The following is a 15995-nucleotide window of genomic DNA, read 5'->3' as shown; positions in this document are numbered from 1 at the left end:
TCATGCCCGCGAAGGGTAAGCACCGCCGTCCGAAGTCTCAGCGCTTCACCCGCTCGATCGCCGTCGCCGGAACCGGGGGCGCCGCGCTCGCCCTCCCGCTCATAGGGGCCACCGGCGCGCACGCCGCCACTCCCCAGTCCGTGCCGGAAAAGGCCGTTCAGTCGCTTCCGGTCACGCAGAAGTCCGCCGAAAAGGCGGCCGCGAAGAAGACCTCTACGGTGCGCACCTATTCGGTGCGCGTCGGCGACTATCTCTCGAAGATCGCCGATGAGCAGAACGTCAGCGGTGGTTGGAAGAAGCTGTACGCCGACAACCGTTCGGCGATCGGAGACGACCCGTCGCTGATCCACCCCGGTCTGAAGCTCTCGATCGGCAAGAAGGTCAAGGCGAGCACGACGAAGACCCAGTCTTCCTCTTCGTCCTCGGCGAAGACCGAGAAGGCCGAGTCGAAGAAGTCCTCCGCGAACTCGACGGCCGCCACCCAGAGCTCCGCCGCCACCAGCTCCAGCGGCTACACCCTTCCGGTCACCGGCGCCACGATCGGCACCGGCTACCGCGTGGCGGGCAGCATGTGGTCCAGCGGCTACCACACCGGCGTCGACTTCGTCGTCCCGACCGGCACCTCGCTCAAGGCCGTGGCCGCGGGCACGGTCGTCTCCGCGGGCTGGGGCGGCGCCTACGGCAACCAGGTCGTCATCAAGCTGAACGACGGCTACTACGCGCAGTACGCCCACCTGTCCCAGCTCTCCGTCTCGGCCGGCCAGACCGTGACCGAGGGCCAGCAGATCGGCCTCTCCGGCGCGACCGGCAACGTCACCGGCCCGCACCTGCACTTCGAGATCCGCACCACGCCGGACTACGGCTCCGACGTGGACCCCGTCGCCTACCTCCGCTCGAAGGGTGTCGCCGTCGGCTGACGCCCCCCTGTGCCACTGAAGGCCGGACCCCGATCCCCGGGTCCGGCCTTCGGTGTTTCCTCATGATCACTTCGTTGCGTTCTTGTGGCGGATGCGCTCGGGGCGTCGACAGGGGGAGGAAGGGCGCGGCACAGTGAACTCTCCAGCCGAGTAAGCGCTTTCTGGGATCCTCGTCTCTTCAGGGTCCTCGTCCCTAGGGTCCTCGTCCCTAGGGTCCTCGTCCCTTCACGGAAGGAACCGTCCGTCATGACGACCACGCGCAGAGCCTTCGGGGCCCTCGCCGCCGGCGCCGCCCTGGCCGCCCTCGCCCCCGCGGTCACCGCGAGCGCCTCGCCCCGACACCGCCGCCTCATCGCTCACGACGACTTCCGCCACGGCCTCGGCCGCTGGGCCGTCGAACTGGAGCAGGGCGGCACGGTCACCGCGCGGCGCGGGGTCCTGGAGGTCGATGTGCCGGCCGGTGCGACGATCTGGTTCAGGCAGCCGCTCGAAGGGCCGTACGTCCTGGAGTACACCGCCACACCCGTGTCCGCGGGCGGGGTCAACGACCGGGTGTCCGACCTGAACAACTTCTGGAACGCGGTCGACGTCCGGTCTCCCCACGACCTCTTCGCCACCCACCGGGGCGGGGCGCTCGCGGAGTACGACTACCTGAAGACGTACTACTCGGGCTACGGCGCCAACTACAACACCACGACGCGGCTGCGCCGTTACGTCGGAGAATCCGGGGTACGGCCCCTGGTCCACGACTACACCGAGCCGCTGCTGGTCGCGAACGAGCCGAACCGGGTGCGGATCGTCTCCGACGGCTCCACCGTGCAGTGGTGGAACAACGGGCGGCTGGTCTTCGACTACACCGACCCGCAGCCGTACACGCATGGGCACTTCGCGTTCCGGACCACCTGGAGCCACTTCCGGATCAGTGACTTCAGGGTGTGGCGGTCGCAGCGTCAACATTCCTCATGAGATGCCTATTCCTGGTTTGGCCAACACTTTAGGAGTGGCTTATCTCACCGACCGTCAAGTCCTTCTTACGGTCGCGTAGGTCACATTCGAAGGTGAATCATGAACGGCTGTGGCAGACGATTCGAAGAACGACAGCAGCTCAGTGATCGGGTCGTACGTGGCGGTGGGGGACAGCTTCACCGAGGGCGTCGGCGACCTCGGCCCCGACGGGGCATTCGTCGGCTGGGCCGACCGGTTCGCGGTGCTTCTCGCGGACCGGCGGCCCGAGGGCGACTTCAGGTACAGCAATCTCGCCGTACGCGGGAAGCTCCTCGACCAGATCGTCGAGGACCAGCTTCCGCAGGCCGTCGAACTGGCACCGGACCTGGTGTCGTTCTGCGCCGGCGGCAACGACATCCTCCGGCCCGGTACCGACCCCGACGAGGTCGCCGAACGCTTCGAGCGGGCCGTGGCCCGGCTCACCCAGGCGTGCGGCACGGTCATGGTGACGACCGGCTTCGACACCCGTGGTGTGCCCGTGCTCAAGCATCTGCGCGGCAAGATCGCCACGTACAACGGACATGTGCGGGCCGTCGCCGACCGGTACGGGTGCCCGGTGCTCGACCTGTGGTCCCTGAAGACCATCCAGGACCGGCGGGCCTGGGACGGCGACCGGCTGCACCTCTCCCCTGAGGGGCACACGCGCGTGGCGCTCCGTGCGGGACAGGTGCTGGGACTGGAGGTGCCGGCGGATCCCGACCAGCCCTGGCCGCCGCTTCCCCCGCGCGGGCCGCTGGACGTGCGGCGGGACGATGTGCACTGGGCCCGGGAGTTCCTGGTGCCGTGGATCGGGCGTCGGCTGCGCGGCGAGTCCTCCGGGGACCACGTGACGGCCAAGGGCGTGCTGTCGCCGGATGACATCAAGAGCCGGATCGCTCCGGTGGCCTGAGTCGTGTGCGAGACCGGTGCCGGGCGGGGCGGATCTCGCCCGGCGGCCGCCGTGAGGCCCTCCACCTGGCCTTCGTGAGGCCCTTCGCCTGGCCTTCGTGAGGCCCTCCACCTGGGCGCCGGCCCGCGTATCGCCGCTACCCGGACCTCGTGCCGTCCAGGCCGAGTTCCCGTGCCAGGGCCTCGTCCACCCACTCCTGGGCCCGGGACCTGGCCACCGCGCCCGCGTAGGACGTCAGTTGGACGGCCAGACCGTCCAGGAGGGCGGTGAGGCGCAGAGCGGTGGCTTCCGGGTCCGGGCAGGAGAACTCGCCCGCGGCCACGCCCTCGGCGATCACCTCCGTGAGCGCCGCCTTCCAGCGTCTGTCCAGGTCACGGGTGACCTCCTGGAGCGTCGGCTCACGCAGGGCCACCGCCCAGCCCTCGATCCACAGCCGCCAGCCCTTGGCCTGGCCCGTCGGGGCGTACCAGCGCACGGCCGACCGGAGCCGGCGCAGGGCGCTCGTGCGGCGGCCGAGAAGCTTGCGCAGATGGGCCAGGTCGTCCTCGGCGGCGTAGGTGAACGCGGCGGCGACCAGCTTCTCCTTCGTGGAGAAGTGATAGAGCACCAGGGCGTTGCTCACCCCGAGCGCCGAGGCCACGTCGGCGATCCTGACGGCCGCCACGCCCCGAGCCTCGATCTGCTCGATGGCGGCCCGCAGCAGCTCCTCGCGCCGCTCCGCCACTGTCAACCGCACTCTCGCCACGGGATCACCCTAGCCGTCCCCCTGCGGGTCCTCGCCTGTCGGGCCAGGTCAGCGGTACCAGCCGAACCGCTCCGCGATCACCGGCAGCCGGTCCGCGACCAGTGCGTGCGCGGCGGCGCGCGGTGAGGTGCCGTCCGCCTCCGCACGCGCCAGCAACTGCCCGGCCAGAGCGCGCATCGAACGTCGAATGTGCGCGAAGGCCTCGTCCGGATCCGCGCCGATGTCGCCGAACAGGGTCCACCACCACCAGGCATTGGTCCCGGAGTTGACCACGACGTCCGGCAGGACGGTCACCCCGCGCGCGGCCAGCAGAGCCTCCGCCGCGGGCAGGACGGGCATGTTGGCCGCCTCGACGATCCAACACGCCCTGATCCGCTCCTGGTTCCCGCTGTCGATCGCGTACGAGACGGCCGCGGGCACGAGCACCTCGGCGTCGAGCGACAGCCAGGCATCGCCGGGCAGTTCGCGGTCGGCGGGGCGCAGGGCGGAGCGGTCCACGGTGCCGTAGGCGTCCCGGGCGGCCAGCAGCGCCTCGACGTCGAGCCCTTCCGGGTTGAAGATCGTGCCCTTGATGTCGGCGACGGCCACGACCGTCAGCCCCGCGCGCGTGAGGAAGCGGGCCGTGGCCCCGCCCATGGTGCCGAGCCCCTGTACGGCCACACGCGTGCCCGCGTACGGCACTCCGGCCGCGTCCAGGGCCGCGAGCGCCGACTCGGCCACCCCGCAGCCGCCCGCCAGCTCGTCGAGCCCGATGCCGTCCACCTCCACGGCGAACGCGTCCGCGAGCCGGCGCCGGGCCGCGGCCTCGTCGTCGAGCAGTGGATAGACCGCCTGGATCGAGGAGACGAGACCGGCCTCCGCGGCCGCCCGGTCCACCAGGTCCTGGCTGAGACCGAGGTCCTCCCCGGTCGTCCAGCAGCTTTCGACGTACGGCCGCATGGCGCGCAGGTAGCGCACGAGCAGCCCGTACGCCTCCGGGTCCCGGGGGTCGCAGTCGATGCCGCCCTTCGCCCCGCCCAGCGGGACGTACCGCGCCGCGGGGTCGTAGTGCAGGGCCTCCTTCATGGTCATGCCGCGAGCGAGCCCGGCGACCTCGTCCAGCGTGCAGCCCGGGCGCATCCGCAGGCCGCCGCTGGCGACACCCCGCACCAGCCGGTCGACGACCAGGAAGCCCTGGCGGCCGGTGACGTGGTCGGTCCAGGTGAGCGACAGCAAGGGGGTGGTCACGCGGGCTCCGGGGTGGGCAGGCTGCTACTGAACGGGGGGTCAGTATTGGTATCCGGGTACGCCCTGTCAACGTGATCCGCCTCCACGGCGTCCTTGTCCGTGTGACCGGGCAGACCCCGGCGCTGTCAGAGGGGCGGACCATAATGGGTGCCTCAGCGACTCCACATGGAGGTACCGTGACCGGCTTCCGTCCCCTGAGCTCCGGGCTCCGCGCGCTGCAGCCCGCGGCCTTCGGCGCGGACCCGAGCGGTGAGCGCATGGCGCGCATCCGTAGATCCCCCCACTTCGAGAACGGTGTCTTCCAGAACCCCGGCGGTACGGCCCGGACCCGTCCCGACGCTTCGGCGATCGACCTCGCCAAGGCCTTCTTCGACAGCGACGGCCGCCGGCAGCGGGCTCCCGAAGGCCGGATCCCGGTACACGCCACGACGCTCGCCGACCTCTCCAAGCCCCCGGCCACCGGGCTGCGCCTTACCTGGATGGGGCACTCCAGCGTGCTCGCCGAGATCGACGGGCGGCGGGTGCTGTTCGACCCCGTGTGGGGTGAGCGCTGCTCCCCGCTCCCCGTCGCCGGGCCCAAGCGGCTGCACCCCGTGCCGCTGCCGCTGGCCGCGCTCGGGCCGGTCGACGTGGTCGTCATCTCCCACGACCACTACGACCACCTGGACATGCCCACGATCAAGGAACTGGCCGGGACCGACACCGTCTTCGCGGTGCCGCTCGGGGTGGGGGCCCACCTCGAGCACTGGGGAGTGTCCGCGGACCGGCTGCGTGAGCTGGACTGGCACGAGTCGACCCAGGTCGCCGGACTGACGCTGACGGCCACCCCGGCCCGGCACTTCTGCGGACGGGGGCTGCGGAACACCCAGCACACGCTGTGGGCGTCCTGGGTCGTCTCCAGTGGGGAGCACCGGGTCTACCACAGCGGCGACACCGGGTACTTCGACGGATTCAATGACATCGGCGCGGCCTTCGGGCCCTTCGACGCCACGATGATCCAGCTCGGCGCCTACTCGGAATTCTGGCCGGACATCCACATGACACCCGACGAAGCGGTGCGGTCCCATCTGGATCTGCAGGGCGGGGACGCGGCGGAAGGCGTGCTGCTGCCGATCCACTGGGGCACGTTCAACCTCGCGACGCATCCCTGGGCGGAGCCTGCGGAGCGGACCATGCTGCTGTCCCACAAGGCCGGGGTGGTCATGGCCACGCCTCGGCCGGGGGAGCCGTTCGAGCCGGGGGCGGTACCGGTGGCCGATCCTTGGTGGCGGCGGGTGGCGAGGGCGCCGGCCGGGGGGTGGGCCGAGCTGCCCGCGGCTTCGGGGGAGCGGGAGCCGGAGCGGGAGCCGGTGGCTGAGCGGTGACGTGAGGTTGGGGGCGGGTCTTGGCTGCCCCAGGGTGGGTGCCGTGGCCCTGCTGTCGCGACGGTCCGGGCAGGTCTCCCCGTCTTCGCGGTGCGGCGTGGCGCGGTGAACATCTCTACTGGGGCAGGCAGTACGGTCCGGACCCCGGCATCGAGGTCGGTGACGGGGCGGCAGCGTGCGGCCTCGGCGGGGCCCGTCGAGAAGGCGGTAACTGGAGTAGCAGGTGGCGCCGGACATCCTCGGCAAGACCAACGGCCGGCGCGGGGGATGCCCACGCCGTGGCTCGGGGACGAAGCGGCCCGGCGTCGCGGCCGACCGACACGGTCAGTGACGGTCCGGAAGGTTCGGGCCAAGGGTCCGGGAGGGTGCGGTGAGTCCGTCGCGCCCGAGGAACGGGCCGCGGCGACGACCGAGGCTCGCGTACGGCTGGAGTGCTCGCCGGTCGTGTGTGAACGGTTCTGACCAGGGCTGATCGGTATTCACTCGTTCGAGAGTGCTCGACCGATCAGCTTGTCGGTCTGTCGTGCGAAACCTCATACCAGAGCGGGATGCTGCCCGGGGCAGTTTGTCAACTGCCGCTCGCACATGATGCCTTGGCGACTACTGTGAGTGTCCACCGGGCAACGAGGGGTTGAAGTCTTCGGTTCTCTCGACCGGTACGCCATGACGCATGCCCACGGCGCTCAGCCGAGGTGCGGGGAGGAGGGAGGCGACGCGCCGGTGACCGACGACCATGCCGCGCGAGCCGCCCGGCGACCCGCCCCGACGCCCGTGGGGGCACGCGCCGCAGCCCGCCGATCCGGGCCGGCAGGCCCGGATCCCTCCGGCCAACAGGACCGACGGACCAGTACAAGGACACCGATGTCTCACCTCCGTGCACCTGCCGCACGCGCAGACCGCCGCGAGAGCGGGCGGCACGGGCGGCCGGTCGCCCGCCCCACCCCCTCGCTGCCTGAGACGCACATACGGCCACAACTGCTGCGGCTGGCCGTGCTCCCGCCGATCGCGGTCGCCCTCAGCGGCTGCGCGGCCGTCCTGTTCACCGTCCGTTCCACCGGGGCGCATCCCAACCTCATCCTGTGGGCTGTCCTGGCCGGCACGGTCTCGGTGGCCCTCGCGGGGATCCTCATCGCCGCCGTCGCGGCCGACCGCGCCGCAAAGACGGTGGGCGACCGCGTCGGCGCGCTGCGCCGCAGCAGCGCGCGCCGCGAAGCCGACCTGCGGGCGCTGGTCGAGGGGCTGCGCCGCGGCGAGATTCCGCCGGGCCTCAGCCCGCGCAACGGTCCGCCCGACGACGCCGACGACCTCGAACTGCTCGCCGCCGACCTGGACCGCGCCCACGACGGGGCGGTCACCGCCGTCGTCCAGGCCGCCCAGCTCTCCAGCCAGGCCGGCAGCGAACAGAAGCTGGAGGTCTTCGTCAACCTCGCGCGGCGGCTTCAGTCGCTGGTGCACCGCGAGATCTCGATCCTCGACGAGCTGGAGAACGAGATCGAGGACCCCGACCTGCTCAAGGGGCTCTTCCACGTCGATCACCTCGCCACCCGGATCCGCCGGCACGCCGAGAACCTCGCCGTCCTCGGCGGTGCCGTCTCGCGTCGGCAGTGGAGCAACCCCGTCTCCATGACCGAGGTGCTGCGCTCCGCCATCGCCGAGGTCGAGCAGTACTCGCGGGTGAAACTCGTGCCGCCGATCGACGGCACACTGCGCGGGCATGCCGTCGCCGACGTCATCCATCTGCTCGCCGAACTGGTGGAGAACGCCACGGTGTTCTCGGCGCCGCACACCCAAGTGCTGCTGCGCGCCAACCTCGTGACCTCCGGGCTCGCCGTCGAGGTGGAGGACCGCGGGCTCGGCATGCCGGTCGCCGAACAGCACCGCATGAACGCCCTGTTGGCGGATCCGGACCAGGTCAATGTCGCAAGTCTTCTGGCGGACGGGCGCATCGGGCTGTTCGTGGTCTCGCAGCTCGCGAAGCGGCACGGGATCCATGTCCGGCTCCAGACCAATATCTACGGCGGCGTCCAGGCCGTCCTCGTCGTGCCGCAGGCGTTGCTGGGTTCGGCGCCGGGGGCGATCGGTGCGCAGCAGCCGGAAGCGGCGGGGACGGGCGGGGGCGCGGGGGCGGTCGTATCGCGGCAGGGTCCGGGTCATCCGCGCGCCTGGCACGAGCCACGGCACCGGGGAGCGCCCGCGGAGCCGCGTCCCGGTCTCAACGGTGGTGCGACGCCGACGGCGGAGAGTGGCGCGGCGGTTCCGCAGGTCGTCGGGCATGGGCGGAACGGCCGTGGGCCCGGACCGAACGGGAGTGGTCGCGGGCCGAACGGGAGTGATCGCGCGCCGGGTGGCGGCGGAGGCGTACCGGTCGGCGAAGGGGCTGCGCCGGATCGCGGCGCGGCCGTGTCGAGCGGTGGGGGGCGTGGGCCTGGTGGCAGCGATCCCCTGCCGAGTGGCAGCGGGCCGTTCTTGAACGGCTCGGGGACACCGGCCAGCGGTGGAAGCGTTCCGCATGAGGGCGGGCGCTTGCCGGGCGGCGGCGGACAGGTGCCCGGCGGCGAGGCCCTGGCGGGTGGCGCCGGAGCGTTTCCGGACGGTTCCTCGGGGGTTCCGGTTGGCGGTGGGCAAACGTCCGGTGCCGACGCCCTGGCGAGTGGGGGCGGAGCCTTCTTGGACGGTGCCTCGCGAGCCCCGGGTGACGGTGGGCAAGTGCCTGTTGGCGACTCCCTGGCGCGTGGCAGTGGGCCCTCTCCGAGTGGTGGCTCGGCCGTACCCAGTGGTGGCGGGGGTGTTCCGGGCGACGGTGGGCACGGGCATCTCGCAGGCGGGGCCGTGCCCGGCGGGGGCGGGTCCCCGGCCCGTGGCAACGGAGCGGGGGCCGATCGGCAGCCCGGTCGTGCGAGCGGGCCGGAGGGAGCGCCCTCGGGGCGTCCCGCACCGCTGCCCGTGCGTGGGGCCCGCGGGGCGCGGCCCACCCCTGCCGAGGCCGTGCCCGGGATCAGGCCCGACGACCGGCGGCTGGTCGCGGAGCACATCGCCGCGCCGCCCACCCCGCGTACCGGGACCGTGCGCGGCACCATGGGCAAGCCCCAACTGCCCCGCCGCCGCGCCCAGGAGCACATCGCACCCCAACTGCGCGGCGGACCGGCACCACGGCAGGACGCCGAGTACATCGCCGGCCACGACCCGGGGCTGATGGCGGCCTTCCAACGCGGGATCAACCTCGCCGAGGCCCAGCAACACGTGGAGCCGGAGCGCGGTGAAGCGACCACGCCCTTGCCCTTGCCGTCGCCGCGTACGGAGGCGGGACACATGGAATCGGCATACACCACGGGCCGCCCCAGGGCGGTGTCCGCGGCGCCCATGTCCCGCCCCGCTCCGTCCCCCGACCCATCCGCCTCCTTCGACTTCGACAGCAACAGCAACAGCGACATCGACCTGGATGCGAGCCACACGGACGCCACACACACGACCGACGCCGCCACCCTCGACGTAACCCCCATGGAGCGGCCCCACATAGCCGAGGCGCACGGCCTCGATCCCGACCGCACCACCCACCGGCACGACGGGAGCGCACCCGCCGGATGACCACCCCCGCGTTCACCCCACCCCCCAGCGCTCCCGCAGACCTTCGTACCTCAAGGAGTCGATCCACCATGGCGAGCGAAGCGCCGACCGGCCATGTATCCGATCTCGACTGGCTGATGAGCGGCCTCGTGCAGCGCGTGCCGCACACCAGCAGCGCGGTCCTGCTGTCCTGCGACGGGCTCGTGAAGTCGGTCCACGGCCTCGACGTGGACAGCGCCGACCACATGGCGGCCCTGGCCTCCGGCCTCTACTCCCTCGGCCGCAGCGCGGGCGTCCGCTTCGGCGACGGCGGAGACGTCCGCCAGGTCGTCGTCGAACTCGACTCGACGCTGCTGTTCGTGACCACCGCCGGCTCCGGCACCTGTCTCGCCGTCCTGGCAGAACGAGAGGCCGACGCCGCCGTGCTCGGCTACGAGATGGCGATGCTCGTCAAGAGCGTGCGCCCCTACCTGGTGACCGCGCCCCGGCAGCACGCCGTCGAATCCTCGGCGATGAGGCCTTGAGCGTGGCGGCGGCCGGCGACGGGCCCTGGCTCGACGACGCGGCCGGGCGGCTGGTGCGGCCCTTCACGGTCAGCAACGGCCGCACCCGGCCGTCCATCGTGTTCGATCTCCTTTCGCACGTGATGGCCACCGGTGCCACCCCCATCGGCTACCTCGGCCCCGAGCACGCGCAGGCGCTCGACCTGTGCCGCGCGCCCGTCTCGGTCGCCGAGGTCGCCGCCCATCTCAAGCTGCCGGCGGTGGTCACCAAGGTGCTGCTGTCCGACCTCGTCGACTGCGGGGCGCTGACCACCAAACCCCCCGAGTTCACCCACAACCCGACTGACCGGGCTCTTCTGGAGGCAGTGCTCGATGGACTACGACGACAGCTCTGACCCCTTTCCCACCGCACTGAAGATCCTGGTGGCGGGAGGGTTCGGGGTAGGCAAGACGACCTTCGTGGGCGCGGTCAGCGAGATCGCTCCCCTCAGCACGGAGGAGCTGCTCACCACGGTCAGCGCCGCGACCGACAGTCTCGACGGCATCGAGAACAAGGTCGAGACGACGGTGGCCATGGACTTCGGAAGGATCACGCTCGACCCGGAACACGTCCTGTACCTGTTCGGCACACCCGGCCAGGAGCGGTTCTGGTTCATGTGGGACGAACTCTCCGAGGGCGCGCTCGGCGCGGTGATCCTCGCCGACACCCGCAGACTGGAGGACTGCTTCGCCGCCGTGGACTTCTTCGAACAGCGCGGCCTCGGATTCATCGTCGCGATCAACGAGTTCGACGGGGGGTACCGCTACGACCCCGAGGAGGTCCGTGCCGCCATCGACCTCCCGCCGGAGATCCCGATCGTGCGCTGCGACGCCCGGATCTCCAGTTCCGGTGTGCAGACCCTGCTCACCCTCGTACGGCATCTCATCGCCCACAGCCCGGCCCCCGCGCCGAGCCATGGCGCCCACATGTGACCCCCGCACACACTGCTACGGAGCCGCATATGACCGACGTCCACAGCGACGGCCGCCCATGAGCTACGACCCACCGCGCCCGGCCGGTCGACTGCTGCTCACACCGGAGGACAAGGAGGCCCCGGACCGGACGCGCCGGCTGCGTCTGCTCGGGCTCGGGGAGCATCCGGAGCCGGTGCTCGATGCCTTCGCCGAGCGGCTCGCCGCGTGCACGGGGGCGCCGTACGCGATGGTCAACTTCCTTGGTGAGAACCGGCAGTTCTTCGCCGGTCTCAGAATTCCCGCGCCCCGGCCGCCGGCGGCCGGCGAGGAGGCCAAGCCGGAAGTGGGCCGCTATATGGCGCGCGACCATGGGTTCTGCCCCCATGTGGTCGCCCGCCGCAAGGCGCTGGTGCTGGAGGACGTCCGTGACTACCCGCGGTTCGCGGGCAACCCGGTCGTCGACGAGTTCGGCATCCGTTCCTATCTGGGCGCTCCGCTCATCGACTCCACGGGGATGGTCCTCGGCACGGTGTGCGCGGCGGACGTGCGGCCGCGGACCTGGGGGAGGTCCGGCCTGGACACCATCAAGTCGTCCGCGGCGGAACTGGTCGCACGGCTGGAACGACGGGAGGCCGACGGGCTCCCGGTGCTGTGACGGGCGGGACGGCCCGTCGGGGGAGCCCGGCTGGAGGGCCGGGTATCCGGCTCGCCGGCTCCTAGTAACCGCGCCAGACATTGTCGAACGCGGCGTTCTCGATGACCTTCCGCTGGCGTACGGCCTCCAGTTCCATCACCGCGTCCCCGACCGCGGCCAGCACGGTGGCCGCCTCGTCGGCGTGTTCCCCGGCCGGTTCGTCGCCGATCCCGGCGGCGGCCACCAGGGCTGCGAGGACGGGCTCGCCCGCCGCCCAGCGCTCCTCGGCCTCCCGCCGGGCCGCCGACTCGACCAGCTCCGTCCGCCCGGTCCGCAGCGGGATCCGGCGGCCCCGCGAGCGGGTGGTCAGCCCCTTCCGCTCCAGGTCGTCGACGTAGGCCGCGGACAGCCCGCGGCCCCGGCGCCACAGCCAGTCCTCGACCGTCTCGTACGGTTCCTGCCGCACGAGCGCGTCGGCGGCCTCGTCCAACAGCCGGTCGCCGGTGGGGGACTGGGCCTGCGGCAGGATGCGGTCGCCGTCCAGGGCGACGGCGTGGGCGTCGAGGAGGTCGAACACCTCGGCGCCCGCAAGCGCGAGCGCGAGGTCACCCTGTTCCACCGGCTTGTCGGCGGCCACATCGAGGGCGACGATCGCGAGGTCCCGTGCGGTGGTCATCAGCGGCTCCACGTCAGTTTGGCCGGGTACGGCGGTGAGCGTTCAGGGGCCGGCCGCGGCGGGCCGGGCCTTCCCGGTCGATTCTCGCTGCTGATCGGCGACCGTGTGACCTGATACGACCATGTAGTGCGAGAACCGGGCCGAACCGCCCGGCGGGTGTGAAGCGGAGCTGTGGCACCGCTTAAGAAATCCTCGATGGACCAGGACGGTGCCGTACGGCAGATTGCTGGGCGTTTCCACCCCTCGCACCCACAGGAGCCGTACCGTGAAGGCGCTGGTCAAGGAGAAGGCCGAGCCCGGGCTGTGGCTCGCGGACGTCCCGGAGCCGGCCGTCGGCCCCGGCGACGTACTGATCAAGGTGCTGCGCACCGGTATCTGCGGCACCGATCTGCACATCCGGTCCTGGGACGGCTGGGCCCAGCAGGCGATCCGGACCCCGCTTGTGCTCGGACACGAGTTCGTCGGCGAGGTCGTGGAGACCGGGCGCGATGTCTCGGAGATCGCCATCGGGGACCGGGTGAGCGGCGAGGGGCACCTCGTCTGCGGCAAGTGCCGCAACTGCCTCGCCGGGCGACGGCACCTGTGCCGGGCCACGGTCGGACTCGGCGTCGGCCGGGACGGGGCCTTCGCGGAGTACGTCGTGCTGCCCGCCGCCAATGTGTGGGTGCACCGCGTCCCCGTGGACCTCGATGTGGCGGCGATCTTCGACCCGTTCGGCAACGCCGTGCACACCGCGCTGTCCTTCCCGCTGGTCGGCGAGGACGTGCTGATCACCGGTGCCGGGCCGATCGGACTGATGGCGGCGGCGGTGGCCCGGCACGCGGGTGCCCGCAACGTCGTCGTCACCGACGTCAGCGAGGAGCGCCTGGAACTGGCCCGCAAGATCGGAGTGAGCCTCGCGCTGAACGTCTCACAGGCCCGGATCGCCGACGGACAGCGGGAGTTGGGGCTGCGCGAGGGCTTCGACATCGGCCTGGAGATGTCCGGGCGGCCCGAGGCCCTGCGCGACATGATCGCCAACATGACGCACGGCGGCCGGATCGCCATGCTGGGACTGCCGGCCGCGGAGTTCCCGGTCGACTGGGCCCGGATCGTCACCTCGATGATCACCATCAAGGGCATCTACGGCCGCGAGATGTTCGAGACCTGGTACGCGATGTCGGTCCTCCTGGAGGGCGGCCTCGACCTCGCCCCCGTGATCACCGGCCGGTACGGCTACCGCGACTTCGAGGCGGCGTTCGCCGACGCGGCGAGCGGCCGCGGCGGCAAGGTCATCCTCGACTGGACCGACTGACTCGACCGGACCGACCGACTCGACTGGATCAACCGACTTAGGGATTGACGATGTTCGACTCCGTGCGCGACGACCTGCGCGCCACCCTCGACGAGATCCGTGCCGCCGGACTGCACAAGCCGGAGCGCGTGATCGACACCCCGCAGTCCAGGGCCGTGAACGTCTCGGCGGGCGGCCGCCCCGGCGAGGTCCTCAACTTCTGCGCCAACAACTACCTCGGCCTCGCGGACCACCCCGAGGTGGTCGCCGCCGCGCACGAGGCCCTGGACCGCTGGGGCTACGGCATGGCCTCGGTCCGCTTCATCTGCGGCACGCAGGAGGTCCACAAGGAGCTGGAGGCGCGGCTGTCGGCCTTCCTCGGCCAGGAGGACACGATCCTGTACTCCTCCTGCTTCGACGCCAACGGCGGCGTCTTCGAGACGCTGCTGGGCCCCGAGGACGCGGTGATCTCCGACGCCCTGAACCACGCGTCCATCATCGACGGCATCCGCCTGTCCAAGGCCCGCCGCTTCCGCTACGCCAACCGTGATCTCGCCGATCTGGAGCGGCAGTTGAAGGAGGCGTCGGGGGCCCGCCGGAAGCTGGTCGTCACCGACGGCGTCTTCTCCATGGACGGTTACCTCGCGCCCTTGAAGGACATCTGCGACCTCGCCGACCGCTACGACGCCATGGTCATGGTCGACGACTCGCACGCCGTCGGCTTCGTGGGCCCCGGTGGCCGCGGCACCCCCGAGCTGCACGGCGTCATGGACCGTGTCGACATCATCACGGGCACGCTCGGCAAGGCGCTCGGCGGTGCCTCCGGCGGCTACGTGGCCGCCCGCGCCGAGATCGTCGCGCTCCTGCGCCAGCGCTCGCGGCCGTACCTCTTCTCCAACACGCTCGCCCCGGTGATCGCCGCCGCCTCCCTGAAGGTCCTCGACCTGCTGGAGTCGGCGGACGACCTGCGGGTGCGGCTGCGGGAGAACACCGCGCTGTTCCGGCGCCGGATGACGGAGGAGGGCTTCGACGTCCTGCCCGGTGATCACGCCATCGCGCCCGTGATGATCGGGGACGCGGCGAAGGCGGGACGCCTCGCGGAGCTGCTCCTGGAGCGGGGCGTGTACGTGATCGGCTTCTCGTACCCGGTGGTTCCCCAGGGGCAGGCGCGCATCAGGGTGCAGCTCTCGGCGGCCCACTCCACCGAGGACGTGAACCGCGCGGTCGACGCCTTCGTCGCGGCCAGGGCCGAGCTGACCGGCTTCTCGGGCGCTCTGTAGTCCGGACGTATTGCGATAATCGATCCCATGATCGAAGCGCGGCGGCTCCACATCCTCCGTGCGGTGGCCGACCACCGCACGGTCACGGCGGCTGCCGCCGCGCTGTATCTCACCCCCTCCGCGGTCTCTCAGCAGCTCACGGCCCTGGAGCAGGAGACCGGCCACCGGCTCGTCGAGCGCGGTGCCAAGGGTGTACGGCTGACCCCGGCCGGCGAGATCCTGCTCAGCCACACCAACGCCGTCCTCGCCCAGCTGGAGCGGGCGGAGGCCGAGCTGGCCGCCTACAGCTCGGGTGCGGCCGGCACGGTCACCGTCGCCTCCTTCGCGACCGGGATCGCCCTGGTCGTGGCCCCTGCGGTGGCCCGCCTCGCCTCGACGGCCCCGGGCATCCACCTCCGCGTCCAGGACGCCGAGGGCGACGCCAGCCTGCCGATGGTGCTGGACCGGCAGGTGGATGTGGCGGTCGCGGTGGAGTACCGCGGGGCGCCGCCCGCCGACGACCCCCGCCTGGCGCACGTGCCGCTGTACGCGGAGCCTTTCGACGCGGTCGTGCCGGTGAGCCACCGGCTGGCCGACGCGAGCGAGGTGCCGCTGGCCGAGCTCGCCAAGGACCCGTGGATCGGCCCCTACCCGGGCAACCCCTGCCACGACGTCGTGGTTCTGGCCTGTGAGCACGCCGGATTCCAGCCCCGCCTGGAGCATTCCTCGGACGACTTCCGCGCCGTGGTCGCACTGGCGTCGGCGGACGCCGGAGTGGCGTTGGTGCCGCGTTCGGCCCTGATCGGGATGGACCTGACCGGAGTGGTCGTACGGCCGGTCGACGGGGTCGCCCCGACGCGCCGGGTCTTCGCGGCCGTACGGCGGGGAGCGGAGGAGCATCCCCTGATGCGTCCGGTGCTGGACGCGCTCGGAGCCATTGCCGGGGCATAGGGACTGGCACGGTTTCTCGTAAGTGGGATAGCGT

Annotated in this window: 15 protein-coding genes; 12 read left to right on the top strand and 3 right to left on the bottom strand. The window is 71.7% G+C overall.

Annotated elements, in window-relative coordinates:
• Positions 1-2 precede the first annotated feature (2 nt).
• The 3 genes from ACGFWE_RS04960 to ACGFWE_RS04950 all read left to right on the top strand — a co-directional run bounded on the left by ACGFWE_RS04960 (position 3) and on the right by ACGFWE_RS04950 (position 2811).
• Complete coding sequence (locus ACGFWE_RS04960) at positions 3-917, top strand: peptidoglycan DD-metalloendopeptidase family protein (protein WP_393597915.1); 915 nt, start codon at positions 3-5, stop codon at positions 915-917.
• A 246-nt stretch (positions 918-1163) separates the two neighbouring features.
• Positions 1164-1883 carry a DUF6250 domain-containing protein gene (locus tag ACGFWE_RS04955; protein WP_393597913.1) on the top strand — a complete coding sequence of 240 codons (720 nt, stop codon included), beginning with the start codon at positions 1164-1166 and terminating at the stop codon, positions 1881-1883.
• A 142-nt stretch (positions 1884-2025) separates the two neighbouring features.
• A complete protein-coding gene (locus ACGFWE_RS04950) occupies positions 2026-2811 on the top strand; it encodes an SGNH/GDSL hydrolase family protein (protein WP_352382485.1) in 786 nt (261 codons plus the stop codon).
• Positions 2812-2947: 136 nt separating this feature from the next.
• Here the strand turns inward: ACGFWE_RS04950 and ACGFWE_RS04945 are convergent, their stop codons facing one another.
• Positions 2948-3556 carry a TetR/AcrR family transcriptional regulator gene (locus tag ACGFWE_RS04945; RefSeq protein ID WP_393597911.1) on the bottom strand — a complete coding sequence of 203 codons (609 nt, stop codon included), beginning with the start codon at positions 3554-3556 and terminating at the stop codon, positions 2948-2950.
• Between the two features lie 48 nt (positions 3557-3604).
• Complete coding sequence (locus tag ACGFWE_RS04940) at positions 3605-4783, bottom strand: Glu/Leu/Phe/Val dehydrogenase dimerization domain-containing protein (RefSeq protein WP_393597909.1); 1179 nt, start codon at positions 4781-4783, stop codon at positions 3605-3607.
• A gap of 176 nt (positions 4784-4959) precedes the next feature.
• Here ACGFWE_RS04940 and ACGFWE_RS04935 point away from each other — a divergent pair, with 176 nt between their 5' ends.
• The 6 genes from ACGFWE_RS04935 to ACGFWE_RS04910 all read left to right on the top strand — a co-directional run bounded on the left by ACGFWE_RS04935 (position 4960) and on the right by ACGFWE_RS04910 (position 11823).
• Complete coding sequence (locus tag ACGFWE_RS04935; RefSeq protein WP_393597908.1) at positions 4960-6147, top strand: MBL fold metallo-hydrolase; 1188 nt, start codon at positions 4960-4962, stop codon at positions 6145-6147.
• An 861-nt stretch (positions 6148-7008) separates the two neighbouring features.
• Positions 7009-9732, top strand: a complete 2724-nt coding sequence (locus tag ACGFWE_RS04930) for an ATP-binding protein (RefSeq protein WP_393597907.1) — start codon at positions 7009-7011, stop codon at positions 9730-9732.
• A 68-nt stretch (positions 9733-9800) separates the two neighbouring features.
• Positions 9801-10235 carry a roadblock/LC7 domain-containing protein gene (locus ACGFWE_RS04925; RefSeq protein ID WP_393597906.1) on the top strand — a complete coding sequence of 145 codons (435 nt, stop codon included), beginning with the start codon at positions 9801-9803 and terminating at the stop codon, positions 10233-10235.
• Positions 10236-10237: 2 nt separating this feature from the next.
• Entirely contained in the window at positions 10238-10609 is a 372-nt protein-coding gene (locus tag ACGFWE_RS04920; RefSeq protein ID WP_352382484.1) for a DUF742 domain-containing protein, read from the top strand.
• Positions 10587-11186 (top strand): ATP/GTP-binding protein, encoded by a 600-nt coding sequence (locus ACGFWE_RS04915; RefSeq protein ID WP_007386183.1) that lies wholly within the window; start codon positions 10587-10589, stop codon positions 11184-11186. Before ACGFWE_RS04920 ends, ACGFWE_RS04915 begins: the two co-directional genes overlap by 23 nt.
• Positions 11187-11244: 58 nt before the next feature.
• Positions 11245-11823: a GAF domain-containing protein gene (locus tag ACGFWE_RS04910; protein WP_352380674.1), complete on the top strand. Its 579-nt coding sequence runs from the start codon at positions 11245-11247 to the stop codon at positions 11821-11823.
• A gap of 61 nt (positions 11824-11884) precedes the next feature.
• Here the strand turns inward: ACGFWE_RS04910 and ACGFWE_RS04905 are convergent, their stop codons facing one another.
• Positions 11885-12478: a GPP34 family phosphoprotein gene (locus ACGFWE_RS04905; RefSeq protein WP_393597904.1), complete on the bottom strand. Its 594-nt coding sequence runs from the start codon at positions 12476-12478 to the stop codon at positions 11885-11887.
• 265 nt (positions 12479-12743) lie between these two features.
• Here ACGFWE_RS04905 and tdh point away from each other — a divergent pair, with 265 nt between their 5' ends.
• The 3 genes from tdh to ACGFWE_RS04890 are packed head-to-tail and all read left to right on the top strand — an operon-like array spanning position 12744 to position 15961.
• Positions 12744-13772: an L-threonine 3-dehydrogenase gene (gene tdh, locus ACGFWE_RS04900; RefSeq protein ID WP_393597902.1), complete on the top strand. Its 1029-nt coding sequence runs from the start codon at positions 12744-12746 to the stop codon at positions 13770-13772.
• Positions 13773-13822: 50 nt separating this feature from the next.
• The gene (locus ACGFWE_RS04895) at positions 13823-15031 is read left to right on the top strand and encodes a glycine C-acetyltransferase (RefSeq protein ID WP_352380668.1); all 1209 of its coding nucleotides are present in this window, start codon (positions 13823-13825) and stop codon (positions 15029-15031) included.
• A 27-nt stretch (positions 15032-15058) separates the two neighbouring features.
• Positions 15059-15961: a LysR family transcriptional regulator gene (locus ACGFWE_RS04890; protein WP_352380666.1), complete on the top strand. Its 903-nt coding sequence runs from the start codon at positions 15059-15061 to the stop codon at positions 15959-15961.
• Positions 15962-15995 lie beyond the last annotated feature (34 nt).

The sequence above is a fragment of the Streptomyces sp. NPDC048523 genome (genome assembly GCF_043199815.1).
Lineage (GTDB): Bacteria > Actinomycetota > Actinomycetes > Streptomycetales > Streptomycetaceae > Streptomyces.
The sequence above is the reverse complement of the archived record's forward strand: the minus strand, read 5'-3'. Positions and strand labels throughout refer to the sequence as shown.